The organism is Rhodococcus sp. Z13, assembly GCF_025837095.1.
In the GTDB taxonomy this organism is placed as follows: Bacteria; Actinomycetota; Actinomycetes; order Mycobacteriales; family Mycobacteriaceae; genus Rhodococcus; species Rhodococcus sacchari.
In genome coordinates this window covers 747,527-773,627 of record NZ_CP107551.1, presented here as the reverse complement: position 1 = coordinate 773,627, position 26,101 = coordinate 747,527, and the positions used below count along the sequence as shown (strand labels likewise).

The following is a 26,101-nucleotide window of genomic DNA, read 5'->3' as shown; positions in this document are numbered from 1 at the left end:
CAGCCCGGCCACGGCTCGTGCCGCTGGGGCGGGGTGTCAGTTCCGCTCGCGGCGCACGCGCACGGCGCGGGCGAGACGGTCGAGCTGCGCGACGGTGGTGTTCCAGTCGAGGCACGCGTCGGTGATCGACTTGCCGTATTCGAGCTCGTCGGCCTTGCCGAGGGTGAGGTCCTGACGTCCGGCCTCGATGAAGCTCTCGAGCATCATGCCGACGACACCCTGTTCGCCGGCCTCGAGGCGCTCCGCGATGTCGGTGACGACGTCGACCTGCTTGTTGTGGTCCTTGCGGCTGTTGCCGTGGCTGGCGTCGACGACGACGCGCTCGGGCAGGCCGGCCTTGCGGAGACGGGCGAGGGTGTCGGCGACGGTCTCGGCGTCGTAGTTGGGGCCGGCGCTGCCGCCGCGGAGGATCACGTGGCAGTCGGGGTTGCCGACGGTCTCGATGAGCGCGGCCTGACCGTCGAGGTCGGTGCCGGGGAAGACGTGGCTGGCGGCGGCGGCACGGGTGCCGTCGACCGCGACCTGCACGTCGCCCTCGGTGGAGTTCTTGATGCCGACGGGCATGGACAGCGCGCTGCACAGCTGCCGGTGCACCTGGCTGGCGGCGGTGCGGGCACCGATGGCGCCGTAGGTGACCAGGTCGGCGTAGTACTGCGGCAGGATCGGGTCGAGGAACTCGCAGCCGACCGGGAGACCGAGACCGGAGACGTCGAGCAGCAGCTTGCGGCCGATGCGCAGGCCGGTGTTGATGTCGAAGGTGCCGTCGAGGTGCGGGTCGTTGAGCAGGCCCTTCCAGCCCAGCGTGGTGCGCGGCTTCTCGAAGTACACGCGCATCACGATGTGCAGGTCGTCGCGCAGTTCGTCGGCCTTCGCGGCGAGGCGGCGGGCGTAGTCCATCGCGGCCGCCGGGTCGTGCACGGAGCAGGGGCCGACCACGACGACGAGGCGGTCGTCGGTGCCGTCGAGGATGTTGACGGTGTCGGCGCGGCCGGAGCGGACGGTGGCGGCGACGACGGCGTCGGGCGCGTACTCGGCGCGGATCGTGGACGGTGCGACGAGGGGGCTGACCTTGACGGTGCGCTGTTCGTCGAGATTCGACGTGGAGATTCCGGCGGTGGTTCCGGTGCTGGGGCTCATGAAGACGGTTCCTGTTCTCGGTGGTTCGGAGTCCGACCCGAGAAGAACCTGGATTCCCTCCGAGCCGGTCGTGCTCCGGCTCGTAGGTGAAGAGGTCAGCGCTGGTTCACGCCGACCGACCCACCTCGGGCCGGCCTGCTAAACCAGAAATATGCGCGCTGCATGACAGAGCACTGTATCAGATCCCCCGGAACCCGCCTCGCCACGGGCTCCGCTCCCCTCGTCGCTGCAGCTCACGCCGTCCAGTAGGCCTGGGCGGTGATCTGCTTGCGGGGCAGCGCGAACTTCTTCTTCATCAGGGCGACGATGGCGCGGGTGGACTTCGCCTCGACGGCCACCCAGGCGTGCCAGCGCTGCGCGTCGAAGGCCGCGGCGTCGATCGCCTGCACCAGCCCCTGCCCGCCGTCGGTGCGTTCGATCCACGTGACGGTGGTGTTCGGTCCGGCGTGCAGGGGCAGGCTGCGGTCGTCGTCGTGGGACCATTCGAGCCACACGCGCGCGGTGGCGTCGCCGATGGCGTCGAGCAGCGAGTTGACGGCCGGGAGGGCGGCGGGGTCGCCGACGACGAGATATCCCTCGGGGGCGGGTTCGGGCAGGGCGAACTTCGAGCCCATGACGGTGGCGGCGATGACCTGCCCGGCCTGCGCGGTGCGCGCCCAGTTCGCGGCCAGGCCGTCGTGGAGGGCGAACTCGACGGAGAAGGTGCCGGCCTCGGGGTCCGGGTCGACGAGCGTGTAGCCACGCTGGTGGACCTTGCGGCCGTCGGGGAACCACATACGGATCCACATCGTGGGGTGCACGGGGTGTGCGCCGAGCAGGCCGCCGTCGGTGAAGTCGATCCGCACGTAGTGGTCGCTGATCTCGCGGCGGCCCGTGACGGTGAGTTCGTAGTCCGAGGCTCCGAGCAGGCTGAGCACCGCCCCCTGGAATCCGCGCGAGTAGTTGGTCCGTGTCTGCTCTTCCATGACGCCCCCTGGTTGCCGGTCGGATGTGCGCGCCATCGTAACCCGGATAGGGCAGCCTTACCTTGGTTACGTGCCGACAGCGCGGCGGGACGTCACCGCACCGACGACCCGGCGACCGTCATCGCCACGGCACCCGCTCCGGGTCGCGCAGGATGCGCCGCGCCGTCGACATGCGGTGAACCTCGTCGGGCCCGTCGTAGATCCGCGCGTAACGGGCCCGGCGGTACATCCCCTCGAGCGGCGTGTCGGAGGTGAGCCCCAGCGCGCCGTGCACCTGGATGGCGCGGTCGACGACGTCGTGGAGCATCTTCGCGCCGCGGAACTTGATCAGCCCGATCTGCACCCGGGCGTCCTCACCCGCGTCCATCAGCCGGGCGGCGTCGAGGGTCATGAGCCGCGCGGCCTGGATGTCGGCGGCCGATTCCGCGATGTACCGCTGGATCTCCCCCTTCTCCGCCAGCAGCGAGCCGTGCGCGAAGCGGCTGTTGGCCCGCGCGCACATCAGCTCGAAGGCCCGCTGCGCCTGCCCGAGCCAGCGCATACAGTGGAAGATCCGGCCGGGACCGAGTCGGTCCTGCGCGACGACGAACCCGTTGCCGCGTTCACCGAGGAGGTTCTCGGCGGGGACCCGCACGTCGGTGTAGCGCACCTCGTAGTGGTCGCTGGGTTCGTGGCCCATCGTGGGGATCGACCGGACGATCTCCAGTCCGGGAGTGTCCATCGGCACGATGATCGCGCTGATGCTGTGGTGCATCGGGGTGGACTCGGGTTCGGTCCGAGCGAAGACGGTGCAGTAGCCGGCCTGGCGGGCACCGGTGGTGAACCACTTGTGGCCGTTGATCACCCATTCGTCGCCGTCGAGCCGTGCGGTGGTGCGGACGAGGACGGGGTCGGAGCCGGCGACCTCCGGTTCGGTCATCCCGACGGAGGGCAGGATGTCGCCGGAGACGAGGTCGGGGATCCAGCGCTGTTTCTGTTCGGCGGTGCCGTGGCGCTGGATCATGAGGGCGTCCTGCATGGAGACGGACCCGACGGCGAGCTGCCCGTATTCGGAGCGGCCGATGATCTCGTTGAGGTAGACGAAGTCGAGGAAGGACACTCCCCCGCCACCCATCTCCTCGGGGTGGCCGAGCGCCCACAGACCGAGTTCCTTCGCGCGGGCCTTCAGGGACGCGAGCGCGACGGCGCTCTCCTCGTCGTGGCCGGCAAGGACCGGTTCGAGCGGGACGACCTCGTCGTCGATGAACGAACGCATGCGGTCGCGCAGGTCGGCGACTCGCCCTTCGAGGAGGTTCGCAGTCATGCCCGCCAATCTATCCGCGCACACTCGCGCTCACATGGGGTTCGGCTCGCTCCGGGTGTGGGAACCGGGCGAGCGGGGCACTCTGGGGGCAGTCTGCCCGGCGACACGAGCACGGAGGTGCCATGCCAGAGATGCACGGCGGTGGGCCCGCCTCATTGCACGGCGGCGGGGCCGCCTCATTGCACGGCGGCGGGGCCGCCTCATTGCACGGCGGTGGGGCCGCCCCGCCGGAGGCGGCGGTCACCGAACACGAACACACGGCCGACGGACATCTCGTGGAGACGCAGTCCGAGGACTACGCGCACGCGCGCAGCCTGCCGGTGGATCCGGACTGGTTCAAGACGGCGGTGTTCTACGAGGTTCTCGTGCGGGCCTTCAACGATTCGGACAACGACGGCACCGGTGACCTGCGGGGCCTGACCGAGAAGCTCGACTACATCGCCTGGCTGGGTGCCGATTGCGTGTGGCTGCCGCCGTTCTACGATTCCCCGCTCCGCGACGGCGGCTACGACATCCGCGATTTCCGTTGCGTGTTACCGGAGTTCGGGACAGTCGACGATTTCGTGACGTTCCTCGACGAGGCCCACAAGCGGGGCATCCGGGTCATCACGGACCTGGTCATGAACCACACCTCCGACACCCATGCGTGGTTCCAGGAGTCCCGCCGGGATCCCGATGGTCCGTACGGCGACTTCTACGTGTGGTCCGATTCCGACGATCGCTACCGGGACGCCCGGATCATCTTCGTCGACACCGAGACGTCGAACTGGACGTGGGATCCGGTGCGGGGGCAGTACTACTGGCACCGGTTCTTCTCGCACCAGCCGGATCTGAACTACGACAATCCGGCGGTGCAGGAGGCGATGCTCGACGTGCTGCGTTTCTGGCTCGATCTCGGCATCGACGGTTTCCGGCTCGACGCCGTGCCCTATCTGTTCGAACGGGAAGGCACCAACTGCGAGAACCTTCCGGAGACGCATGCCTTCCTCAAGAAGTGCCGCAAGGTGATGGACTCGGAGTATCCGGGCCGGGTGATGCTGGCGGAGGCCAATCAGTGGCCGAGTGACGTCGTGGAGTACTTCGGTGAACCGGATGTCGGCGACGAGTGCCACATGGCCTTCCACTTCCCGCTCATGCCGCGGATCTTCATGGCGGTGCGGCGGCAGAATCGTTTCCCGATCTCGGAGATCCTGGCGCAGACCCCGCCGATCCCGAAGACCGCCCAGTGGGGCATCTTCCTGCGCAACCACGACGAGCTGACGCTCGAGATGGTGACGGACGAGGAACGCGACTACATGTACGCCGAGTACGTCACCGATCCGCGGATGCGCGCCAACATCGGGATCCGGCGCCGACTGGCGCCGCTGCTCGAGAACGACCGCAACCAGCTCGAACTGTTCACCGCGCTGCTGCTGAGCCTGCCCGGCTCCCCCGTCCTGTACTACGGGGACGAGATCGGGATGGGCGACAACATCTGGCTGGGCGACCGCGACTCGGTGCGCACCCCGATGCAGTGGACACCCGACCGCAACGCCGGTTTCTCCCGCGCCGATCCGGCCCGGCTGTATCTGCCGGCGATCATGGACCCCACCTACGGTTACCAGGCGGTGAACGTCGAATCCCAGTTGAACTCGACGAATTCGCTGTTGCACTGGACCCGCCGGATGATCCAGGTGCGCAAGCAGCATCCGGCCTTCGGGAAGGCGGCGTTCACCGAGCTGGGCAGCGCCAATCCCGCGATCCTGACCTATCTGCGCGAGATGCCGCCCGGGCCGGAACGCAATTACAGCGACGTCATCCTGTGTGTGAACAATCTGTCGCGCTATCCGCAGGGTGTGGTGCTGGATCTGTCCCGTTTCGCGGGGTGGATCCCGGTGGAGCTGACCGGTTCGGTGCCGTTCCCGCCCATCACGGAGGAGGGCTACATGATCACGCTGCCCGGCCACGGATTCTTCTGGTTCGCCCTGCAACCGGATCCGACGAAGGAGGGGCCGGGCGATCATCCGGTGAGCAGCGAGGCCGAAGCGGCGGTCCGGCCGTGAGCGGCGCGGGCGAGGCGTATCCGGACGAGGTCCTGGTGGCGGATCTGCGCGAGTGGCTGCCGCACCAGCGGTGGTTCGCTGCGAAGGGGCAGACGATCGAGGACGTCGAGGTGGTGCTGCGGAACGCCGTCGTCGACGAGGGCGATCTCGCGGCCGACCATCTGCTGGTGCGGGTGTCGTTCACCTCGGCTCCCGCTCAGATCTACCAGGTGCCGTTGGGATTCCGCCGTCGCACGGTCGACGAGCTGCAGCAGTGGGCGATCACCGGGCCCGATGGTCCGGCCGGACGGTCCCTCTTCGTCTACGACGGTCTGCGGGATCAGGAGATCCTCGATCGCTACGCGCACAGTCTCGCGACCGGCGGTACGCACGGCACGCTCGAACTGCACCACGTCCCCGGGTCGACGATCGAGGAGGGCCTGCGGGGCCGGGCACTGAACGCGGAACAGTCCAACACCTCGGTGGTGCTCGGAGAGCAGTTGCTGCTCAAGCTGTTCCGCCGGGTGACGCTCGGCGTCAATCCCGACGTGGAGCTGCCGCTGGCGCTCGGCGAGTCGGGATGCCGGTCGATCGCCCCGATCCGGGCGTGGATCGAGGCGGAGATCGACGGGGTGCGCACCACTCTCGCGATGGTGCAGGACTTCGCCGCGAACTCGGCGGACGGCTGGTCGATGGCGCTCGGCAGTGTGCGCGACCTGATGATCGAGGGCGATCTGCGGGCCGACGAGGTGGGCACCGACTTCGCCGGGGAGTCCCACCGGATCGGCGCGGCGGTCGCCGACGTGCACGCGCATCTGGCGTCGGCGCTGGGTTCGTCGGAACGACCGGCCGTGGAACTGGCCGGCGAGATGACGGCCCGGCTGGAGGCGGCCGCGGCCGAGGTGCCCGATCTCGCCGAACCGGCCGGGGCGGTGCGGGCCGCCTTCGAGCAGGTCGCGAGCCTGGGCCGGATACCTGTCCACCGGATCCACGGCGACCTGCACCTGGGTCAGGTGCTGCGCACCCCGGAGCGGTGGCTCGTCATCGACTTCGAGGGCGAGCCGGCGAAATCGCTGGAGGAGCGGCGCCGTCCCGACAGCCCGCTCCGGGACGTGGCCGGGATGATGCGGTCGTTCGACTACGCCGCACACCATTCGGTGGACGAGGGCGAGTCCACCGAGGTGTCCTCCCAGCGCGGGTTCCGGGCGAAGGAGTGGGCCGAACGCAACTGCGCCGCCTTCTGCGAAGGGTACGCCGCCGCAGCGGGTCTCGACCCGCGCGAGTCGAATGTACTGCTGCGGGCCTACGAACTCGACAAGGCCGTCTACGAGGTGGTCTACGAGGCGCGCAACCGGCCGTCCTGGCTGCGGTTGCCCCTCGACGCGATCCGACGTCTCACCGAGGACTGAGCGCACGCCACACCGCCGCACCGGCACGACCGGAGGGGAGGCACATCGAATGTGCCTCCCCTCCGGTCGGTTCCGGGAACCGGTGCGGTTGCGGGGGATCAGTGCGTCTGCAGCGCCGGTTCGGCGTCGCGGGTCACCTGCATCTCCAGTTCGGCGTCGCGGACGTCGACCAGGATCCGGTCGCCCTCGGCGATCCGGTCGTCGAGCAGCATGTCCGCGATCCGGTCGTCGACCACGCGGGCGATCGACCGGCGCAGCGGCCGGGCACCGAACTCGGGCTGATGCCCGTGGCGGGCGATCCAGTCCACCGCCTCGGGGGTGAACTCGATATCGATCCCCTGCGCCCGCAACCGCTTCCGGCTGTCGTCGAGCATGAGGTCGGTGATGCGGTGCAGCTGGTCGTCGTCCAGCTTGCGGAACATCACGATCTCGTCGATGCGGTTGAGGAACTCCGGCCGCATGGACTCGCGCAGCCGGCTCATCACCCGGTCGCGCAGCGGCTTCTCGTCGGCCTCGGCGTCACCGGTGGTGAAGCCGAGTGCCCCGCCCTTGCTCGAGACGATGTCGGACCCGATGTTGCTGGTCATGATGACGACGGTGTTGGTGAAGTCCACCGTGCGTCCCTCACCGTCGGTCAGGCGACCGTCGTCGAGGACCTGCAGCAGCGTGTCGAAGACGTCCGGATGTGCCTTCTCGATCTCGTCGAGCAGCACCACCGAGTAGGGATGCCGGCGCACCTGTTCGGTGAGCTGACCGGCCTCGCCGTAACCGACGTAACCCGGAGGGGCGCCGACGAGCCGGCTGACGGTGTGCCGTTCGCCGAACTCGCTCATGTCGACGCGCAGCAGGGTCCGTTCGTCGCCGAACAGCGCCTCCGCCAACGCCTTCGCGAGTTCGGTCTTACCGACACCGGTCGGGCCGAGGAACAGGAAGCTGCCCACCGGCCGGCTCGGGTCGCCCATGCCGGAGCGGCTGCGCCGGACGGCGCGGGCCACCGCGTGGACCGCCTCGTCCTGGCCGACGACGCGCCGGTGCAGCTCGTCCTCGAGGGTGCGCAGCCGTTCCTTCTCGACCCGGGTCATCTGCGTGGCCGGGATTCCGGTGGCCCGCGAGACGATCTCGGCGATCAGGTCCGGTTCGACGGTCGGGGTCTCCCCCGCCCCGTCGGCGCCCTTCTCGATGCGTTCCTGCAGCCGCACGATCTCGTCGCGCAGACGCGAGGCATCCTCGTAGCGCTCCTCGGCGACCGCGCGGTCCTTCTGCTCCTCGCACTCGGCGAGCTGCGCCTGCAGCTGTGCGACGTCCGCACGCGGGGTCCGCAGCCGCAGCCGGGCACCGGCCTGGTCGACGAGGTCGATCGCCTTGTCCGGCAGGTGCCGGTCGGGCAGGTACCGCATCGACAGGTCGACGGCTGCCTCGAGCGCGGCGTCCGAGTAACGGACACCGTGGAACTCGGCGTACCGGTCGGCGAGTCCGCGCAGGATGGCGACGGCGTCGTCCCGTTGCGGTTCCCCGACGGTGACGGGCTGGAAGCGCCGCTCGAGCGCCGGGTCCTTCTCGATGTGTTTGCGGTACTCGTCGAGGGTCGTCGCACCCACGACGTGCAGTTCGCCGCGCGCCAGTTTCGGCTTGAGGATGTTCGCCGCGTCCATGGCGCCGTCGTTGCCCGCACCGGCCCCGACGACCGTGTGGATCTCGTCGACGAAGACGACCAGCTGCCCGTCCTGCGCGGTGATCTCGTCGAGGACGGTGGTGAGCCGCTCCTCGAAGTCCCCGCGGTAGCGGGTGCCGGCGACCATGCCGGTGAGGTCGAGCTGGACGATGCGCTTGTCCTTCAGGACGTCGGGGACGTCGCCGTCGACGATGCGCTGTGCGAGGCCCTCGACGATCGCGGTCTTGCCGACACCGGCCTCGCCCACGAGGACGGGGTTGTTCTTGGTGCGGCGCGACAGGATCTCGACGGTCTGTTCGATCTCCTCGGCCCGCCCGATCACCGGGTCGATTCCGCCGGTGCGGGCGCGTTCGGTCAGGTCGATGCCGAACTTGTCGAGCATCGGGGTCGACGATTCCGTCTGCTCGGCGACCGCGGGCACGGGCTGCAGCGCCGTCTGCAGCGACTGCGGGGTGACGCCGAGGGACGCGAGCAGCCGCCCGGGGGCGCGGGTCTGGTCCGCGGCCAGGGCGAAGAACAGGTGCTCGGGATCGATGTAGGTGGATCCGAGCGCCCGCGACAGCTGGTGCGCCTCGAGCAGCGCGGTGCGCATGGCGCCGGTCAGCGCGGGTGCGGCGACCGTTTCGCCGCTACGGCCCGCGGGCAGACCCTGCTCGACCGCCGCGATCACCGCGGCGGGGTCGGCACCGGCCCGCTGCATGACCGTGCGGACCGGATCCTGCTCCGCCATCGCGCGCAGGACGTGCAGTGCGTCGAGTTCGGCATCGCCGCGCTCGGTGGCGTGTTGCGCCGCGCGGGCCAGCAGGTCCTGGGTCCCACGGCTCATGAAACGCGTGATGTCGATTCGGCCAGGGCCACCAGGCCCGAAGAATGCCGGCATTCCGAAGCCTCCCTCTCCAGGTTGAGTCTTTCTCACTCAACTAACGTGCCGACCCCGCGGTCAATTCCCGGTCCCGAGTGATGTGGATCACCTGATAGGCGGTGGGCATTTATATTGTGCGCAACAAAACTGTGCGCTACTTTGATTTCCGTGCCGTCCCATCTCGATCTCGATCAGCAGGTGTGCTTCGCGCTCTACCGCGCGTCGCGCGCCACCACCGCGCTCTACCGGACCCTGCTCGACCGGTTGGGCATCACCTACCCGCAGTACCTGGTGCTCCTGGCCCTGTGGGAACGCGACGGACGCGGCGTGCACGATCTGTGCACGGCTCTCGACCTGGACACCGGCACACTCTCCCCACTGCTCAAACGCCTCGAAGCCGCCGGCTACGTCGAACGCCGGCGGCAACGGACCGACGAACGCCGCGTCGTCGTCCATCTCACCGAGGCCGGCCGAGCACTCCGGGCAGAGGCCGAGGACATCCCCGGCTGTGTGGCGCAGGCCAGTCGGTTCGACCTCGACGAACTGGTCGCGCTGCGCGACATGCTCCATCGCCTGACCGCCGCGCTGCAGGACGCACCCGGCGACACCCCCACGAAAGGCAGGACACCGTGAAGATCCTCTACACCGCCGAAGCACTCGCCACCGGAGCCGGCCGCGACGGCCATGCCCGCACCAGCGACGGAAAGCTCGACCTCGACCTGGCCCTGCCGGTGGAGATGGGCGGCAGTGGCAAGGGCACCAATCCCGAGCAGCTGTTCGCCGCGGGCTACGCCGCCTGCTTCCACTCCGCGCTGCAGCTGGTCGCCCGTCAGGAGAAGGCCGACGTCTCCGACTCCGCGGTCGGCGCCCGCGTCGGCATCGGCCCGACCGACGGCGGCGGGTTCGGTCTCGCCGTCACCCTCGAGGTGACGCTGCCCGACCTCCCCCGTGAGAAGGCCCTCGAGCTGACCGAGAAGGCCCATCAGGTGTGCCCGTATTCCAACGCCACCCGCGGCAACATCGACGTCACCCTCGAGGTCACCGAGGACTGAGTCCTCGAAGTTCCACCGAGGACCGAGTCCTCCGAACCTCACCGAGGATCGAGTCCTCGAGGAACACGCCGTCTGCGCACGTGTCCGCGCCACCCCGTAGCGTGGACACGTGCGCACGCAGGACCGGTCGCAGCTCTCAACGTTCTCGACCGAACTCGGTTTCTCCCTCGACGACTTCCAGTCGCAGGCCTGCCGCGCACTCGAGGACGACCGCGACGTGCTGGTCTGCGCCCCCACCGGCGCCGGGAAGACCGTCGTCGGCGAGTTCGCGGCGTATCTCGCGCTCGGGGCGGGCGGACGCTGCTTCTACACCACCCCCGTCAAGGCGCTGAGCAACCAGAAGTATCTCGACCTGTCCCGCCGCTTCGGCGACGACCGGGTCGGGCTGCTCACCGGCGACGTCTCCCTCGACTCCCACGCACCCGTCGTGGTCATGACCACCGAGGTGCTCCGCAGCATGCTGCACGGCCGGTCCCCGCTCCTGGACGGGCTGACCCACGTCGTGATGGACGAGGTCCACTATCTCGCCGACCGCGAGCGCGGCGCGGTGTGGGAGGAGACCATCCTGTCGCTGCCCGGCGACGTGCGGCTGACGAGCCTGTCGGCGACGGTGAGCAACGCCGAAGAGTTCGGCGGGTGGCTGCGCGGGCTCCGCGGTGATCTCGCGATCGTCGTCGAGGAGACCCGCCCGGTCCCCCTCACCCAGCACATGCTCGCCGGTGGCCGCCTGTTCGACCTGCTCTCCCCCTCCGGCCGGGTCGACGAGACCCTCGACCGGTACATCGCGCACCGCCAGCTGGTCGAAGCCGCCCCCGGACCGTCCACCCGGCGACGGCGACGCCGGCGCGGCGCCGAGACGTCCGGGGCCGGCGACCTGCCCGGCACCGTCACCCGCCTCGAGGCCGAACAGCTGCTGCCCGCCATCTGGTTCCGGTTCAGCCGCAAGGGATGCGACGAGGCCGTCGCCGAATGCCTCCACGCGTCGGTGCGGCTCACCGAGGCCGCCGACACCGCCGCGATCCGCGCGATCGCCGAACGTCACACGGCCGCACTGCCGCCCGCCGACCTCGACGCGATCGGGCACACCGAATGGCTCGACGGTCTCGAGCGCGGTTTCGCCGCCCACCACGCCGGCCTGGTCCCTGCCTTCCGGCACGCCGTCGAGGAACTGTTCGCCCGGGGACTGGTGCGGGTCGTGTTCGCCACCGAGACCCTCGCCGTCGGCGTGAACATGCCCGCCCGCACCGTGGTGCTCGAACGTCTCGTCAAACCCACCGCCGACGGGCCTGTGCGCCTCACCCCCGGGGAGTACACCCAGCTCACGGGCCGCGCGGGTCGCCGCGGCATCGACGACGAGGGACACGCCGTGGTGCTGTGGACCCCCGAGTCGGCTCCCGCGACGGTGGCCGGGCTCGCCGGGGCGCGTTCCTATCCGCTGCACAGTTCCCTGCGCGTCGGCTACAACACCGCGATCAACCTGGTCTCCAGGCGCGGGATCGCCGGGGCCCGAGCGCTCCTGCACCGTTCCTTCGCCCAGTTCCAGGCCGAACGGTCGGTGGCCGCCCTCGACGACGCGGTCCGCGCCAACACCGCCCTGCTGCGCGATCTCGACGCCGAACTCACCGAGGTGGAGGGTTTCACCGAGTACCGGCAGCTGTGCGAACGGCTCGCGGCGGCGCGACGCGGCGCGGACGCCGGGACCGTCACCGCGCTGGCGCGGGCCGTGCGGTCGCATCCGGCGCACCGCCGCGGTGACCGCGACCGGCTGCTCGCCGTCGCGGCGCGACGCGCGGCCGTACACGAGGACACCGAACGGATGCGCGACCGGATCACCGCGGCGACCGGCCGTCTGGTGGAGACCCTCGACCGCACCCTGGCGCTGCTCGACGAGCGCGGCTACGTGCTGCTCGACCCCTACGGGGAGTCCGTCCACGTCACCGACGACGGTCGGCGTCTGGGCCGGATCTACTGCACCAACGACCTTCTCGTCGCCGAGTGCGTGCGGACCGGCGCGTGGTCGGGTCTCGACCCGGCCGAACTCGCCGCCGTCGCCTCGAGCGCACTCGGGGAGAGCCGGCGCCGCACCCCTGGGGTGCCGGGCCGCACCAGCCCCGCCATCGACGAGGCGCTGCGCGCCACGATGCGGTTGTGGAGCGAGCTGGCCGCACGGGAGGAGCACCACGGCCTGCGGGTGAGTCCCGATCCGGATCCCGTGGCGGTCGCCGCGATCCACCGCTGGGCGCGGGGTGACGGGCTCGCCGCAGCCCTGCGGGTCGCGTCCGAGGGCGGGCTGTCGGCGGGCGATCTGGTCCGCCGTTATCTGCGCACCCTCGATCTCGTCGACCAGACCGGGCTGTGCCGGCGCGACGCGCTGCCGCCGGTGTCCTTCTCCCCCACCTGATCCGGGCTCAGGAGACGGGGAAGCTCACCCCGCACAGCTGCTCGGACAGTTCCCACAGCCGGCGGGCGAGTTCCGGATCGCGCGACCGGGCCGAGGACTGCACCCGCTTCGGGTGTCCGCGCATTTCGAACGGCCCGTCGGGGCCGTAGAAGGCGCCCGATTCGGCCTCCGGCGCGGTCGCGGCGTACAGCGACGGCAGGGCACCCTGATCCGGCGGCTGGCCGAGGAACGGTGTGGTGAGCTCCATGATCTTCCCGTACCACGCCTCACTGCGGTACTGCAGATTGGTCGACGAGAAACCTGGGTGCGCAGCAAGGGATTTCACGTCCGACCCTGCGGCGGTGAGGCGCCGGTGCAGTTCGTACGCGAAGAGCAGGTTCGCCAGCTTGGACTGCCCGTAGGCGAGCCACCGCTCGTAGCGTCGGCGTTCCCAGTCGATGTCGTCGAGATCGATCCTCCCGATGCGGTGCATCGCACTGCTGACCGTGACCACCCGATCGGTGATGCGGTCGAGCAGCAACGCGGTGAGCGCGAAGTGCCCGAAATGGTTGGTGCCGATCTGCATCTCGAACCCGTCGGCGGTGCGGCGCAGTGGTACCGCCATGACCCCGGCGTTGTTGACGAGCACGTCGATGCGTTCGTGCTCGGCGCGCACGCCCTCCGCGAAGGCCCGCACGGACGCCAGATCGGCGAGGTCGAGTGCGCGCACCTGCGCCCGGTCGCCGAGTTCGCCGGCGACGGTCCGCCCCTTCGCGACGTCGCGACAGGCGAGGACGACGGTGGCACCGGCGCGGGCCAGGGCGCGTGCCGTCTCGGCGCCGAGTCCGCTGTTCGCCCCCGTCACCACGGCGGTGCGACCCGTGAGGTCCGGAACATCCTTCGTAGTCCACCCCATGTCTCGACACCCTACGGTCGTCCGCGCCATCGCGACAGGCCTTGTCCGGATTGCCCGTCATGCGCGACTCCGCGCCGTCACGCACCCGAGACGTGGACGTAACATCGCCGCCCTACCGTCGCGAGGTCGGCAGGGTGACCTGCGCGAGGTCCCCACGTCGCGAGGTCCCCACAGCCGGGACCCATACGGACGGAAAGGAGCGCGAGCGTGCCGCCACGTCGCAGATCGATCCTGCTCGACCGGCTCCGCGTGGACGCGCCGGGACGACCGCAGGACGCGATCCTCGACGAGCTCCGGCGTGCCTTCCTCTCCGGGGCCGCCCCACCGGGCACCCCGATCCCCGTCGGGGACATCGCCGAACTGTTCGGCGTGAGCCGCATCCCCGTGCGCGAGGCGCTCAAGACCCTCATCGGCGAGGGCCTGGTCTCGCATCGCCGCAACCACGGGTACACCGTGGCCCAGCTGACCGCCGCGGAACTGCGCGAGCTCTATCTCGTCCGCGAGACACTCGAGTCCGCGTCGCTCGCCGCGGCGGTGCGCAACGCCACCGAGGAGGACGACCGGCGGGTCCGCGAGACCCACGCGATCCTCGAAAAGGCGGTGCTCGAATGTGATTCGCTCACTTACCATCGGGAGAGCCGCACCTTCCACATGGCGTTGACCCGGCCGTCGCGGATGCACCGTCTGCTGCACATGCTCGACTACACCTGGAACATGACCGAGCCGGTCCAGCCCATGGTGCACGTCGGCGACGCCGAACGGGCCGAGTTGCACCACGAGCACGAGGTCATGCTCGAGGCCTTCCTCGCGCGCGACACCGAGGCGCTGCTCGCGGCGTCCGAACACCACAACCGGCGGCTCGACGAGGCCATCGCCGGTCTCTCCGTCGAGGCGGGATTGTTGGCCGCCGACGAGGACGACCCGCTCCGGCCGGAAGATATACAGTTCGGGTAACTCTCCGGCAATATCGCCCCGATAGCGTTCGATGCATCGGAATTCACCATCGCCGTTGATCTTCCGTCGATCGATTCGATTCCGCCCCTCTCCTCCCACGGGATCCGGGCGGCTCCCCTTCGCACAGGAGCAGGCATGACCGAAGTGCTGACACCGAGCGCCGGTAGCGTCCCCGTCGCACCACCTCCGGCCGCAGCCGCGTACGACCCGCGACTGACCAACGAGGACCTCGCCCCGCTGAAGAACCAGCGGTGGGGGTCGTACAACATCTTCGCGTTCTGGATGTCCGACGTGCACAGCGTCGGCGGATACGTCACGGCCGGCAGCCTGTTCGCGCTGGGCCTGGCGAGCTGGCAGGTGCTCGTGGCCCTGCTCGTGGGCATCACCATCGTCTACTTCTTCTGCAATCTCGTCGCGAAGCCGAGCCAGGTCACGGGTGTCCCCTATCCGGTGATCTGCCGCAGCGTGTTCGGTGTCCTGGGCGCGAACATCCCGGCGATCATCCGCGGCCTGATCGCGGTGGCCTGGTACGGGATCCAGACCTTCCTCGCCTCCGCGGCCCTGGACGTCGTCCTGATCAAGCTGTTCCCCTCGCTCGCTCCCTACGCGGTGGTCGAGGACTACGGTTTCGCCGGGCTGTCCGCGCTCGGCTGGGTCAGCTTCCTGACCCTGTGGGTGCTGCAGGCCTGTGTCTTCTGGCGCGGCATGGAGTCGATCCGGCGCTTCATCGACTTCTGCGGTCCCGCCGTCTACGTCGTGATGTTCCTGCTGTGCGGCTACCTGATCTCGAAGGCCGGCTGGGGCGCGATCGACCTGAACCTCGGTGCCGTCACCCACACCGGCTGGGCCTCGGTGCCCGTCATGCTCGGCGCCATCGCGCTGGTCGTGTCGTACTTCTCCGGCCCCATGCTCAACTTCGGCGACTTCTCCCGCTACGGACGGACGTACGCGGCGGTGAAGCAGGGCAACTTCCTCGGGCTGCCCGTCAACTTCCTGGTGTTCTCCCTGCTCGTCGTGGTCACCGCCTCGCTGACCATGCCGGTCTACGGTGAGCTGATCACCGATCCGGTCGAGACGGTCGCCCGCATCGACTCCACCTTCGCCATCGTCCTCGGCGCGCTGACCTTCGCGATCGCCACCATCGGCATCAACATCGTCGCCAACTTCATCTCGCCCGCCTTCGACTTCTCCAACGTCAGCCCGCAGCGGATCAGCTGGCGGATGGGCGGCATGATCGCGGCCGTCGGTTCGGTGCTCATCACTCCGTGGAATCTGTACAACAACCCCGACGTCATCCACTACACGCTCGAGACGCTCGGCGCGTTCATCGGCCCGCTGTTCGGCATCCTCATCGCCGACTACTACCTGGTGCGCAAGCAGAAGGTGATCGTCGACGACCTGTTCACCATGTCGGAGAAGGGCACCTACTGGTACCGCAAGGGATACAACCCCGCCGCGGTGATCGCAACGGTCGTCGGTGCCGCCGTGGCGGTGGTCCCGGTGCTGTTCAACAACGCCCCCGGCATGCACACCGCTGCCCAGTACAGCTGGTTCATCGGGTGCGGTCTCGGATTCCTCACCTACTTCGTGCTCGCGACGCGTACGCGCCTCGCGGTCCGTCTCCCCGATCCCGTCGCACAGGAAGCAGCCTGATCCTCCATGTTCGTCAAGGTCGTCAACCCGAACACCACGTGGTCGATGACCGCCACGATCGAGGCGTGTGCCCGGGCCGTCGCCGGCCCGGGCACACGTGTCGAGGCGGTCAGCCCGTCGATGGGACCACCGTCCATCGAGAGCCACTACGACGAGTCGCTCGCCGTCCCGGGCATCCTCACCGAGATCGCGAAGGGAGAACGCGAGGGCGCCGACGGCTACGTGATCGCGTGCTTCGGAGATCCGGGGCTGGACGCAGCCCGCGAGGTCGCGAGCGGACCGGTGGTGGGGATCGCCGAGGCGGCGATGCACACCGCGAGCATGCTGGGCCGCAGCTTCTCCGTCGTCACCACCCTGGCCCGCACGACGGGCCGCGCCTGGGAGCTGGCCCACCGCTACGGCATGCGCGACGCATGCCGGGGCGTGCACGCCTGCGACCTGCCGGTGCTGGCCCTCGACAACGACCCCGACGCCCGCAAGATCGTCACCGAGGCGTGCCTCGACGCGCTGTACGCGGACGGCTCCGACGTGATCGTCCTCGGCTGCGCCGGCATGGCCGATCTGTGTGCGCAGATCTCCGCCGAGATCGGCGTGCCGGTGGTCGACGGGGTCGCGGCCGCGACACTGACCGTGCAGTCGATGGTGACGATGGGCCTGGCGACCGGAAAGCGCGGCGAGTTCGCCCCGCCCCCGCCGAAGCGGTATTCGGGTCTGCTCGAAGGGTTCACCACAGAGGGGTGAGCTCCCCCTAGGATCGGACGGGTGCCGTCCGTTCATCACGCACCGCTGAGGAAGATCGACCCCGAGAGCCTCTACCGGATCGTCGCGCTGCGCACCGACGTGTTCGTCCACGAGCAGGGCATCACCTGCGAACCGGAGCTCGACGGCCGCGATCTCGAACCGACCACGGAACTGTTCTGGACGCAGGAGGGCGACGAGGTCCTCGCGACCCTGCGGGTGCTCCACGACAGCGAGGACATCGCGCACATCGGCCGCGTCGCCACGGCCCGCCACACCCGCGGACGCGGCCTGGCCGGTGAGCTGCTCGAGGCGGCGCTGGCGACCTGCCCGGGCATCGTCGACATCTCCGCCCAGGCCCATCTGGAGAACTGGTACGCCCGTTTCGGTTTCGTGCGGACCGGCCCGAACTACATCGAGGCCGGTATCGACCACGTGCCGATGCGCCGGTCGCGCTGACCGGCGCATCGGAGATCCGTATCGGCGGATCCCTGCCGCGACCGACATCCGCTCAGCGGATGTCCGTCACCACCGACATCCGCTCAGCGGATGTCGAAGTGCACTCCGGTGAGCTTCTCTGACAGCTCCCACAGCCGCGCCGCGGTCTCGCGGTCGCGGGCGCGGCGCCCCACGCGGGCGACGCCGGGCGGGCCGTACAGCAGGAACCGGGGCCCGACGTATCCGCCCGAGAGGGTCGGATCCGAGGCGGCGAGCACGACGGATTCCGCACCCTGGTCTGGGGTGCGCTGCAGGATCCGCTTGCCGAAGCCGAACAGCCGGTCGAACCACGTCCCGGTGTGGCTGCCCACCTCGGTCGCCGCGTAGCCCGGATGGGCGGCGACGGCCCGCAGCGGTGAGCGGGCCGCAGCCAGCCGGCGTTCCAGTTCGAGACTGAACAGCAGGTTCGCGAGCTTCGACTGGGCGTAGCCCGCGGCCCGGCTGTAGCGGCGCTGCTCCCAGTTCAGGTCGTCGAGGTCGAGCCGGCCGATCAGGTGCGCAGCACTGGACACCGTGACGACACGCCCGGTGATCCTCGGCAGGAGCAGACCCGTCAGGGCGAAGTGCCCGAGATGGTTCGTGCCCATCTGCATCTCGAACCCGTCCGCGGTACGCCGCAGCGGGACGGCCATGACGCCGGCGTTGTTGACGAGCACGTCGATCCGCCGGTCCGTGAAGGACTCCGCGAAGGCGCGGACGGACTTCAGGTCGGCGAGGTCGAGGGCCTTCGTCTCGGCCCGTGGACCGATCTCCTCCGCGATGCGGCGGCCCTTGTCGACGTTGCGTCCGGCGAGGACGACGTGGGCTCCGGCGGCGCCGAGAGCACGTGCCGTTGCTTCCCCCACGCCACTGGTGGCTCCCGTCACGACGACGGTGTGGCCGTTCAGCGGCGTGGTGGCCTCAGGCGCCAATGGAGGCCTTGAGCATCGGGAGCATCGCCCACAACTCGTCCTGCCAGTAACCCCACGAGTGGGTGCCGGCGATCGGGTACGAGAAGTGCGCGGTGTCGATCCCCAGGGACAGCAGGCGGATCTGGAACGCGCGGTTCTGCACGCGGGCGAGGGTCTCGAGTCCCATGGCGCTGCCGGTGTTGAAGCTGCCGATCAGCGAGTCGGGCCGGTCGTACTGGCCGGGCAGGCCGCTGGCCGAGGAGATCCACATCGGCAGACCGCGCATCTGCGGGGCCGCGACGAACGGGTCGTGGCGCAGCCAGGCCGGATCCCAGGGCGGACCCCACATGGCGTCGGCGTTGTAGCCACCGGCGTCGAGCATCGCGAGACGGATGGCCTCCCGCATGCCCGGGGCGGAGAGGTTCAGGTAACCCGACAGCGACCCGGCGAACCGGAACTGGTCGCGGTGGTAGGCGGCGAGGATCAGCGCCGCGTTGCCGCCCATCGACAGACCCACCACGGCGTTGCTGCTGCGGTCGATGCCGTAGGTGCGCGCCAGATGATCGGGCAGGTTCTGCGTGAGGAAGGACTCCCACTTGTAGGTGTAGGGCTGTCCGTTGAAGTTGCTCGGGGCGTACCAGTCGGCATAGAAGCTGGACTGCCCGCCCACCGGCATGATCACGTTCACGCCGTGATCGGACAGCCAGGCCGCGTTGGTCTCGTGCTCCCAGCCACTGACGTCGTCGGTGGCCCGCAGGCCGTCGAGCAGATAGACGGCCTTGTTGCTGCCGTTGTTCGCCAGCCAGATGCGTACCTTGATCGCTCCGACACCGCCGGGCGCGGGAACCCAGTCCTCACGCAGCCGGCTGTACGGATCGGCCGACGCCGTGCCCGCACCGAGACCGGTGAACACCAGCGCCAGCGGCAGCACCAGTGCCGCCACCAACAGCCGCACGAGAGTGCGCGCCCCCCTCGGACGTGTTCGGGTTCGTACCGACGTCGTCACTCCATGCTCCCCTGCAACTCGAACATCATTCGTCACTTCCGCCCCAGGTTATCCGTGTGACGGAAACCTCCTGAAGGCTTGCACACAATCGTTATCGTGAAAAGCCGGGGAAATGCTTCACGGGACCGGCGGCTACCGTACGAGCCGTGCCCGACGCCCCGCTCCCCGTCCGCGACGGACTCAATCCCACGCGCCTCCGCCTCCCGGAGAACGCCTGCTGGGATACGGTTTCGGAGTTCCTCCTCGCCCGGTTCCCGGACGACGCCGTCCGCATCGCGGAAAAGGTCGAACGGGGCGAAGTGGTCATGCACGACGGAACCGTGATCTCCCCGTCCACGCCCTACCTCCCGCGCGGCTTCGTGTATCTCTACCGAGACCCGCCGGTCGAGACCCGGGTGCCCTTCGAGATCGACATCCTCCATCGCGACGACACCCTGCTCGTGGTCGACAAACCCCATTTCCTCGCGACCACGCCGCGCGGCTCGTGGGTGGCCGAGACCGCACTCGTGCGCCTGCGGCGGGAACTGGACCTGCCGGAGCTGTCGCCGGCGCACCGGCTCGACCGGCTCACCGCCGGGGTCCTGGTGTTCACCGTCCGGAAGGAGGCCCGGCGCGACTACCAGATGCTGTTCGACCGGCGGCTGGTCGAGAAGGAGTACGAGGCCGTGGCCCCCGCCGCGCCCCATCTCTCCTTCCCGCTCGAGGTGCGCAGCCGCATCGTCAAGGAACGCGGGGTGCTGCAGGCCCGCGAGGTGGAGGGCCCCGTCAACGCCGTGACCCGCATCGAGCTCCTCGGCACCGCCGGGGACCTCGCCCGGTACCGATTGCGCCCGGAGACCGGCCGGACCCATCAGCTCCGCGTGCACATGAACTCGCTGGGAATCCCCCTCCTCGGCGACAACTTCTATCCGAAGGTGTACGAGGTTGGGCCACAGGATTATTCGAATCCGTTGCAGCTTCTCGCCCGGTCCGTGGAGTTCGACGATCCCATCTCGGGTCTGCGGACTCGCTTCGTGAGCCGACGAAACCTGGCAGCATGGAGTGACAGCACACCAGGACCCCGCTGACCAGCGGGTTCACGTCTTGGAGGTTCCCATGGACATCGGCAGCATCTCGCGTACCTACGACGGGAGGGTGGCCCTGCGCTTCGAACGTGCGTTCCCCCATTCCCCGGAGAGGGTGTGGAGCGTCCTCACCGATCCGGAGTGCCTCCGACAATGGTTCCCGGCGAAAGTGGAGATAGCCCTGCAACCGGGTGCGGAACTCGAGTTCCGCACCACCGAGGAGCAGATCCGCCGCTTCGGCCTCCCCGAGGGACACACCACCACCGGCACCGTGCTGACGGTACAGCCGGGACGCGTGCTCGAGTACCTCTGGGACAGCGATGTCCTGCACTGGGAACTGACCCCGGACGGATCGGGCGGCTGCTGGCTCACCCTCACCCACACCACCGACGACGAGGAGGACGCCCTGGCGCACGGCGCCGGCTGGCACGCCGGCTTCGAGGTGGTGGAGGCCCAGCTCGAGGGCCGGCCGATCGACTGGTCCCCCTGGGAACGCGCCGCCGAACTGGCCGCGCACTACCAGCACGAAGCGGGCTGAGGGCGAGCGGCCGTCCCGGGTCGATCCCGCACAGCGGGGGCAGGTCGGTGGTTCCCTACCGGCCCGCCTTCTGCTGTGCCGGTGCCGTCCCGGCCGCCTCGGACTCCTCGTGCCCGGACTCCTCGCGCCCGGACTCCTCGCGCCCGGACTCCTCGTGCCCGGCGGTCGTGCTCGCCACGATGTGCGCGCCCCACGACCCCACGGCGTCCCAGTCGCGGAAGTCCCCGGGAGGTGCGCCGACCATCCGCACGACCATCCGCTCACCGGTGTTGAGCACCGCCGGATCCAGTTTGCCCGGGAAGGTGCGGTGCTCCCGGGCGTCGAGGCGCTCGGCGACGGCGCACGCGTCGTAGGGCGTGTTCACCGGACGGTCGCCGGGGACGACGGGCCCGGACGAGAAGAGGTAGACGGCGCGCCCGCGCAGCGGCGATGCGTACCGTTCGGCGAACTCGCGAGCCGTGCGCAGCCACCGTCCGCGGTAGACGGCGCTGCCGAGCACCACGACGTCGTAGCCGTCGACGTCGTCGACACGGTGCGGTGGGCACACGTCCACCTGCGCCCCGTGGTGACGCATGGCGGCCGCCAGTGCCGTGGCGATCTCCGCGGTGGACCCGTGCTTGCTCGCCACCGAAACCAGAACTCTCATGACCATCCTCCGCTGCCCGCGTCGAACCATGATCACCCGGACGAGCAGCCCTTGGCCAGGGCACAAGTTCCCTTTGCCGGGTATCGGCAGATACGTAACAGAGGATTCACGGCATAACGGGCAGCGTGGCATGGTGGAGGAACCCTCGACCGAACAGGAGAACGTCGATGCCGTCACCCGGATCGGTTCCCACCGCGGCGGACGAATCCGAACGCAAGTACGCCACCTCCGCGGACCGGCCCGTCCCGGATCTGCGCGGCCTGCCGGGCACGGAGACGATCGACGTCGATCGCGTCGAACTGTCCGCGCAGTACCACGACACCGCCGACCTGCGGTTGCTGCGTTCGGGGATCACGTTGCGCCGGAGGGAGGGTGGCGACGACGCCGGCTGGCACCTCAAACTCCCCGCGGGACAGGACACCCGTACGGAACTGCACTTCCCCCTCGGGTCCGGCACCGAGAACGTACCGGACGAACTCGCCGGGTTGCTGCGCGGGATCCGCAGGGATGCCCCGCTCACCCTCGCCGCGCTGCTGACGACGAACCGGGAGCGCCATCGCCTCCGCACCGCCGACGGCGACCTCGTCGCCGAGATCGTCGTGGACGACGTCGTCGCGGTGCGGGGTCCGGACGCCGGCGAGATCACCTGGCGCGAGATCGAGATCGAATGGAATCCGGAGCGCGGCGGCAAGAAGGTGGCCCGTTTCCTGGAGGCCGTCGAGTCGCGTTTCGAGGCAGCGGGGATCACCCGCGCCGACAGTCCCTCGAAGTTGCACCGCGCGCTGGGCGACCTCGTCCCCGGCACGCCCCGGCTCCCCAAGGGTCTCGCTGCCGTACACGACTATCTCGCAGGCGAGTTGCGCACGCTCGCACTGGCCGACGTCGCCGTGCGCCGCGACGAGGCCGACTCGGTGCACAGCATGCGCAAGGCCGCGCGACGGTTGCGCAGCGCCCTGCAGACCTACGCGGGGCGCATCCCCGCCGACCACGATCTCGTGGACGAACTGCGTTGGCTGGGAAGGCGTCTCAGCGCATCCCGCGATCTGGAGGTGCAGTGGGAACGACTGGCCGGCCGGGTCGAACAGATCCCTCTCGAGGCACACCGGGAGGCCACCCGCGCCCGCATCGACGAGTACTTCTCGGCGCGTTCGGAGGCCGCCCGGACCGAAGTCCTCGACACCCTGGACTCCGCACGGTATCTCGACCTGCTCCGGCGTCTCGATGCCGCGGTGGCGGGCCTCGAATCCACCCCCGGCAAGGGAACCGGGCCGCGGAAGGTCGCGTCGAAGGACCTCACACGCGCCGTCGAGAAGGTGGCGGAGAAGGTGGGCCGGCGGGTCGCGAAGGTCGGTGCGGCAACGGATCCCGCACGGCGCGACGAGGCGATCCACCGCGTCCGCAAGGGCGCGAAGCGACTGCGTTACGCCACCGAAGCGATCGCCCCGCTGCACCCCGGCGAGGTGGAAGGGATCCTCGACCGGTTCGACGCCTTCCAGGACCTGCTCGGCGAGTTCCAGGATTCGGTGGTCGCGCGCGGTCATCTTCTCGACATGGTCTCCGAGCAGGGCCACACCGCCGAGACTAGTTTCGGGCTCGGCATCCTGTTCCACCTCGAGGCCGGGATCGGCGAGCAACTCGCCGGGCAACTCGACGGGGCGTGGAAGAAGACCCTGCGGGCCACCCGGGGACTGTGGTCCTGATGGGGGTCCGAAGACTCTGGCAGACGATCCCTGGATCGGGCACCATGAGCTTGGTCGGGGCAACGACGCCGGGCTGACGACAAGGAGAGATGATGAGCACACCGAGCACCCGCAAGGCCGTCGTCGCAGGTGTGGACGGGTCCGATACGGCCGTCGCCGCCGCGCGGTGGGCCGGCGATCTCGCCTCGCGTCTGGGGGCTCCCCTGCACCTGGTGCACTCGCTCCCGCCCGAGGGCATCTTCTACAGCGAAGCCGCGGTGCTGATCCAGTCCCAGATGGTCCAGCAGCTCGAGGAGGACGGCAAGAAGCTCCTCGCCGACGCCACGGAGAAGGTCCGCGCCGATCATCCCGACCTCGAGATCAACAGCTTCATCGGCCCCGGACCGGCCGCGAAGTCCCTGCTCGAAGCCGCCGAGGACGCCCGCCTCGTGGTGCTCGGCGCCACCGGCGCGGGCGCGCTCGAGAACTTCCTGCTCGGTTCGACGGTCCTGCGGGTCGCCAACCACGCGCCGTGCCCCGTGGCGGTCTGGCGCGGCGATGTGAACGCCCCGCTGCCGAGCGACCGGCCGATCGTCGTCGGCGTGGACGGCAGCGAGCTGTCCGCTGCCGCCGTGGGCCACGCCTTCAAGCTCGCCTCGACCTTGGACGTCCCGCTGCGGGCGGTGCACTCGTGGGTCGGCGATGCTGCGCTCGGCGTGGGTGCCACGGCCGCGCTCGTCGACTGGGACGCGGTGGCCACCTCCGAGTCCGCGGTGCTCGCCGAGACCCTCGCCGGACTGGGTGACCAGTACCCCGAGGTGAAGGTCGAGCGGATCATCGACCGGGGTCCGGCCGCGAAGGTGCTGCTGTCGCATCTCGACGACGCCCAGCTCGTGGTGGTCGGCAGCCACGGCCGCGGTCAGTTCCGGGCCGCCCTGCTCGGTTCGACGAGCCAGAACCTGCTGCACAAGGCGCCCTGTCCGGTGCTGATCGCCCGCAAGCCCTGACCTTCGCGACGATCCCCACGACATGAAGAGGGGCCGCTCCCACGGGAGCGGCCCTCTTCGTGCCCTCCGGTGCGGTCACCAGGGCGCCGGGCCGAGAACCCGGCCGAGCCACGCGGCGTCGACGGCCTCGGCGGCGGTGTCCAACGGGACCGCCTCGGGCCACGGATCACGGCGCCGCAGCTGTTCCTCGAGTACGGCGGGCGTCGCGTCCGAGGCGTCGTCGCCGCGCGCGGCCCGGGCGGCGAGGCGTTCCAGCAGGACGGCGCGGTCGGCCCGGCACTCGATCTCGACGACCTCGCTCCCCCGCCGTTCGGCGACCTTCCGGGCGGCGTCGCGGCGCGGCGCGGACAGCCACGTCGCGTCCAGCACCACCGATCGACCCCGGGCCAGTGTCTCGTCGGCGCGGCGCAGCAACTCACCGTAGGTGGTCTCGGAGTGCCTCGGCGAATACAGACCGGCGTCGAGTCCGTCGCCCGTGCGGTCGGTGGGGGCCAGGCCGGCGAGTTCCTTGCGGATCACGTCGCTGCGCAGCACTTCGGCGGCGAGATGTGTTCCGACGGTGCGGGACAGTGTGGTCTTGCCGGTCGCAGCGACTCCCCCGACGAGCACCATCCGCACCCGGCCTCGGTCGAGATGGTCCTCGATCCGCTCCACGAACCGCAGTGCCTGCTCCCGGGCGGCACCGTCGCCCTGTTCGTGGCGCACGGCGGTCACCTTGGCGCGCACCAGCGCCCGGTAGGCGATGTAGTGGTGCACCAGCGAGGCGGGCGGGTGGTCCCCGGAGACCTCGGTGTACGTCCGCAGCAGTCGGCGCGCATACTCCTCGGCGCCGATGCGTTCGAGATCCATGGCGAGAAAAGCGATGTCGAGAAGTGCGTCGCCGTAGCGGAATTCGTCGTTGAATTCGAGGCAGTCGATGATGCGGGGGCCGTCGTCGAGGCAGAAGATGTCGTCGGCCAGCAGGTCGCCGTGACCGTCCACCGCCCGCCCGTCCGCGATGCGTTCGTCGAACAGGGTGGAGCAGCCGGTGACGAAGCGGCGCACCGACTCCCGGATCCGAGCCGAGGCCGGTGCCACCTGCGCCCCCACCTCGAGACGGTCGAGGTGGTCCAGGCTCTCGGTCCACAGCCCACCGACGAACTCGGCGGTGGCGCACCGGTCGATCTCCGGGGTACGCGGCGACGCGGCGTGCAGTTCCGCGACCCTCCGGGCCACCTCGTCGATCGTCGCCGAGACGTCCTCGCCCCGGGCGATCACCGCGGCGAGCCGGCGTTCGTCGGGAAGGCGCTTCATCACCACGAAGTGCTCGCACACCTCGCCGTCCGGGCCGTGCAGGTCGGCGACGCCCAGGTACACGTCCGGGGCGAGGCGGCGGTTGAGTTCGACCTCACGGTGGCAGATCCGCTGCCGGGCCTCGCGGCTGCGGTTGTCGAGGAATCCCAGGTCGATCGGCTTCTTCATCTTGTGCACGCGGTTCCCCACGAAGAACACCACCGACGAGTGGGTCTCCTTCATCCCGGCGTATCCGCCCTCGGTTCCGGTTCCGGTGCCTGTGCCCACTGGGTTCCTCCCTGCTCCCGGGTCCGTGCCGCCCGGGCTCGTGTGCATCCCTCACATTGTCGTCCACCGGTCCTGCCCGTGCACCCGTGAGATCCCCGTGTACCCGTGAGATCACAGCGTGTTCTCGCCCGGATCACCCGGAACGAACGGT

22 protein-coding genes are annotated in these 26,101 nt (G+C 69.7%); 13 read left to right on the top strand and 9 right to left on the bottom strand.

Translation table 11 applies throughout. The features are described from left to right. Positions 1-36: 36 nt before the first annotated feature. From OED52_RS03635 to OED52_RS03625, 3 genes are all read right to left on the bottom strand, one after another. Positions 37-1,137 carry a 3-deoxy-7-phosphoheptulonate synthase gene (locus tag OED52_RS03635; protein WP_264153332.1) on the bottom strand — a complete coding sequence of 367 codons (1,101 nt, stop codon included), beginning with the start codon at positions 1,135-1,137 and terminating at the stop codon, positions 37-39. Between the two features lie 233 nt (positions 1,138-1,370). Next, positions 1,371-2,102 (bottom strand): siderophore-interacting protein, encoded by a 732-nt coding sequence (locus tag OED52_RS03630; protein WP_229580977.1) that lies wholly within the window; start codon positions 2,100-2,102, stop codon positions 1,371-1,373. Positions 2,103-2,220: 118 nt separating this feature from the next. Next, positions 2,221-3,405, bottom strand: a complete 1,185-nt coding sequence (locus tag OED52_RS03625; protein WP_264153331.1) for an acyl-CoA dehydrogenase family protein — start codon at positions 3,403-3,405, stop codon at positions 2,221-2,223. Between the two features lie 320 nt (positions 3,406-3,725). On the opposite strand from OED52_RS03625, the gene treS reads away from it, so the two are divergent. Beyond that, positions 3,726-5,447 carry a maltose alpha-D-glucosyltransferase gene (treS, locus tag OED52_RS03620; RefSeq protein WP_264154567.1) on the top strand — a complete coding sequence of 574 codons (1,722 nt, stop codon included), beginning with the start codon at positions 3,726-3,728 and terminating at the stop codon, positions 5,445-5,447. Next, positions 5,444-6,835 (top strand): maltokinase N-terminal cap-like domain-containing protein, encoded by a 1,392-nt coding sequence (locus OED52_RS03615; protein WP_264153330.1) that lies wholly within the window; start codon positions 5,444-5,446, stop codon positions 6,833-6,835. Before treS ends, OED52_RS03615 begins: the two co-directional genes overlap by 4 nt. Before the next feature lie 98 nt (positions 6,836-6,933). Here the strand turns inward: OED52_RS03615 and OED52_RS03610 are convergent, their stop codons facing one another. Continuing rightward, positions 6,934-9,387, bottom strand: coding sequence for an ATP-dependent Clp protease ATP-binding subunit (locus tag OED52_RS03610; protein ID WP_264153329.1), 2,454 nt, complete (start codon positions 9,385-9,387; stop codon positions 6,934-6,936). Positions 9,388-9,537: 150 nt separating this feature from the next. On the opposite strand from OED52_RS03610, the gene OED52_RS03605 reads away from it, so the two are divergent. The 3 genes from OED52_RS03605 (at position 9,538) to OED52_RS03595 (ending at position 12,822) form a co-directional block, all read left to right on the top strand. Then, entirely contained in the window at positions 9,538-10,002 is a 465-nt protein-coding gene (locus OED52_RS03605; RefSeq protein WP_264153328.1) for a MarR family winged helix-turn-helix transcriptional regulator, read from the top strand. Further along, a complete protein-coding gene (locus OED52_RS03600; protein WP_264153327.1) occupies positions 9,999-10,421 on the top strand; it encodes an organic hydroperoxide resistance protein in 423 nt (140 codons plus the stop codon). Before OED52_RS03605 ends, OED52_RS03600 begins: the two co-directional genes overlap by 4 nt. A gap of 109 nt (positions 10,422-10,530) precedes the next feature. Further along, positions 10,531-12,822, top strand: a complete 2,292-nt coding sequence (locus OED52_RS03595; protein WP_264153326.1) for a DEAD/DEAH box helicase — start codon at positions 10,531-10,533, stop codon at positions 12,820-12,822. 7 nt (positions 12,823-12,829) lie between these two features. Here the strand turns inward: OED52_RS03595 and OED52_RS03590 are convergent, their stop codons facing one another. Continuing rightward, positions 12,830-13,717 carry an oxidoreductase gene (locus OED52_RS03590; RefSeq protein WP_264153325.1) on the bottom strand — a complete coding sequence of 296 codons (888 nt, stop codon included), beginning with the start codon at positions 13,715-13,717 and terminating at the stop codon, positions 12,830-12,832. A 207-nt stretch (positions 13,718-13,924) separates the two neighbouring features. Between OED52_RS03590 and OED52_RS03585 the strand changes: the two genes are divergently transcribed. The 4 genes from OED52_RS03585 (at position 13,925) to OED52_RS03570 (ending at position 17,521) form a co-directional block, all read left to right on the top strand. After that, positions 13,925-14,671 carry a GntR family transcriptional regulator gene (locus tag OED52_RS03585; protein WP_264153324.1) on the top strand — a complete coding sequence of 249 codons (747 nt, stop codon included), beginning with the start codon at positions 13,925-13,927 and terminating at the stop codon, positions 14,669-14,671. 135 nt (positions 14,672-14,806) lie between these two features. Then, complete coding sequence (locus OED52_RS03580) at positions 14,807-16,324, top strand: NCS1 family nucleobase:cation symporter-1 (protein WP_264153323.1); 1,518 nt, start codon at positions 14,807-14,809, stop codon at positions 16,322-16,324. 6 nt (positions 16,325-16,330) lie between these two features. Beyond that, the gene (locus OED52_RS03575) at positions 16,331-17,065 is read left to right on the top strand and encodes an aspartate/glutamate racemase family protein (protein WP_264153322.1); all 735 of its coding nucleotides are present in this window, start codon (positions 16,331-16,333) and stop codon (positions 17,063-17,065) included. Between the two features lie 21 nt (positions 17,066-17,086). Continuing rightward, positions 17,087-17,521, top strand: a complete 435-nt coding sequence (locus OED52_RS03570) for a GNAT family N-acetyltransferase (RefSeq protein ID WP_264153321.1) — start codon at positions 17,087-17,089, stop codon at positions 17,519-17,521. A gap of 83 nt (positions 17,522-17,604) precedes the next feature. Here the strand turns inward: OED52_RS03570 and OED52_RS03565 are convergent, their stop codons facing one another. Beyond that, the gene (locus OED52_RS03565) at positions 17,605-18,471 is read right to left on the bottom strand and encodes an oxidoreductase (RefSeq protein WP_264153320.1); all 867 of its coding nucleotides are present in this window, start codon (positions 18,469-18,471) and stop codon (positions 17,605-17,607) included. After that, positions 18,461-19,405 (bottom strand): alpha/beta hydrolase, encoded by a 945-nt coding sequence (locus OED52_RS03560; RefSeq protein ID WP_413247709.1) that lies wholly within the window; start codon positions 19,403-19,405, stop codon positions 18,461-18,463. The genes OED52_RS03565 and OED52_RS03560 overlap by 11 nt, the downstream gene beginning before the upstream one ends. A 197-nt stretch (positions 19,406-19,602) precedes the next feature. Here OED52_RS03560 and OED52_RS03555 point away from each other — a divergent pair, with 197 nt between their 5' ends. Continuing rightward, complete coding sequence (locus tag OED52_RS03555; RefSeq protein ID WP_264153318.1) at positions 19,603-20,523, top strand: pseudouridine synthase; 921 nt, start codon at positions 19,603-19,605, stop codon at positions 20,521-20,523. Between the two features lie 28 nt (positions 20,524-20,551). Further along, entirely contained in the window at positions 20,552-21,058 is a 507-nt protein-coding gene (locus tag OED52_RS03550) for an SRPBCC family protein (RefSeq protein WP_264153317.1), read from the top strand. Between the two features lie 55 nt (positions 21,059-21,113). Here OED52_RS03550 and OED52_RS03545 read toward each other — a convergent pair whose 3' ends face one another. Continuing rightward, positions 21,114-21,704 carry a flavodoxin domain-containing protein gene (locus OED52_RS03545; protein WP_264153316.1) on the bottom strand — a complete coding sequence of 197 codons (591 nt, stop codon included), beginning with the start codon at positions 21,702-21,704 and terminating at the stop codon, positions 21,114-21,116. Between the two features lie 167 nt (positions 21,705-21,871). Between OED52_RS03545 and OED52_RS03540 the strand changes: the two genes are divergently transcribed. Together OED52_RS03540 and OED52_RS03535 are read left to right on the top strand one after the other, a co-directional pair. Further along, positions 21,872-23,404: a CYTH and CHAD domain-containing protein gene (locus OED52_RS03540; protein ID WP_264153315.1), complete on the top strand. Its 1,533-nt coding sequence runs from the start codon at positions 21,872-21,874 to the stop codon at positions 23,402-23,404. A 92-nt stretch (positions 23,405-23,496) separates the two neighbouring features. After that, positions 23,497-24,390 (top strand): universal stress protein, encoded by an 894-nt coding sequence (locus OED52_RS03535; RefSeq protein ID WP_264153314.1) that lies wholly within the window; start codon positions 23,497-23,499, stop codon positions 24,388-24,390. A gap of 75 nt (positions 24,391-24,465) precedes the next feature. On the opposite strand, the gene OED52_RS03530 is transcribed toward OED52_RS03535, so the two are convergent. Further along, on the bottom strand, positions 24,466-25,905 hold the full coding sequence (locus tag OED52_RS03530; protein ID WP_264154566.1) for a bifunctional aminoglycoside phosphotransferase/ATP-binding protein: 1,440 nt from the start codon (positions 25,903-25,905) through the stop codon (positions 24,466-24,468). Positions 25,906-26,101 lie beyond the last annotated feature (196 nt).

Excerpts from the sequence above, each read along its gene's own strand:
- OED52_RS03635 (WP_264153332.1), bottom strand. The coding sequence starts at position 1,137 with ATGAGCCCCAGCACCGGAACCACCGCCGGAATCTCCACGTCGAATCTC.
- OED52_RS03630 (WP_229580977.1), bottom strand. The coding sequence starts at position 2,102 with ATGGAAGAGCAGACACGGACCAACTACTCGCGCGGATTCCAGGGGGCG.
- OED52_RS03625 (WP_264153331.1), bottom strand. The coding sequence starts at position 3,405 with ATGACTGCGAACCTCCTCGAAGGGCGAGTCGCCGACCTGCGCGACCGC.
- OED52_RS03610 (WP_264153329.1), bottom strand. The coding sequence starts at position 9,387 with ATGCCGGCATTCTTCGGGCCTGGTGGCCCTGGCCGAATCGACATCACG.
- OED52_RS03590 (WP_264153325.1), bottom strand. The coding sequence starts at position 13,717 with ATGGGGTGGACTACGAAGGATGTTCCGGACCTCACGGGTCGCACCGCC.
- OED52_RS03580 (WP_264153323.1), top strand. The coding sequence starts at position 14,807 with ATGACCGAAGTGCTGACACCGAGCGCCGGTAGCGTCCCCGTCGCACCA.
- OED52_RS03575 (WP_264153322.1), top strand. The coding sequence starts at position 16,331 with ATGTTCGTCAAGGTCGTCAACCCGAACACCACGTGGTCGATGACCGCC.
- OED52_RS03550 (WP_264153317.1), top strand. The coding sequence starts at position 20,552 with ATGGACATCGGCAGCATCTCGCGTACCTACGACGGGAGGGTGGCCCTG.
- OED52_RS03545 (WP_264153316.1), bottom strand. The coding sequence starts at position 21,704 with ATGAGAGTTCTGGTTTCGGTGGCGAGCAAGCACGGGTCCACCGCGGAG.
- OED52_RS03540 (WP_264153315.1), top strand. The coding sequence starts at position 21,872 with ATGCCGTCACCCGGATCGGTTCCCACCGCGGCGGACGAATCCGAACGC.
- OED52_RS03535 (WP_264153314.1), top strand. The coding sequence starts at position 23,497 with ATGAGCACACCGAGCACCCGCAAGGCCGTCGTCGCAGGTGTGGACGGG.
- OED52_RS03530 (WP_264154566.1), bottom strand. The coding sequence starts at position 25,905 with ATGAAGGAGACCCACTCGTCGGTGGTGTTCTTCGTGGGGAACCGCGTG.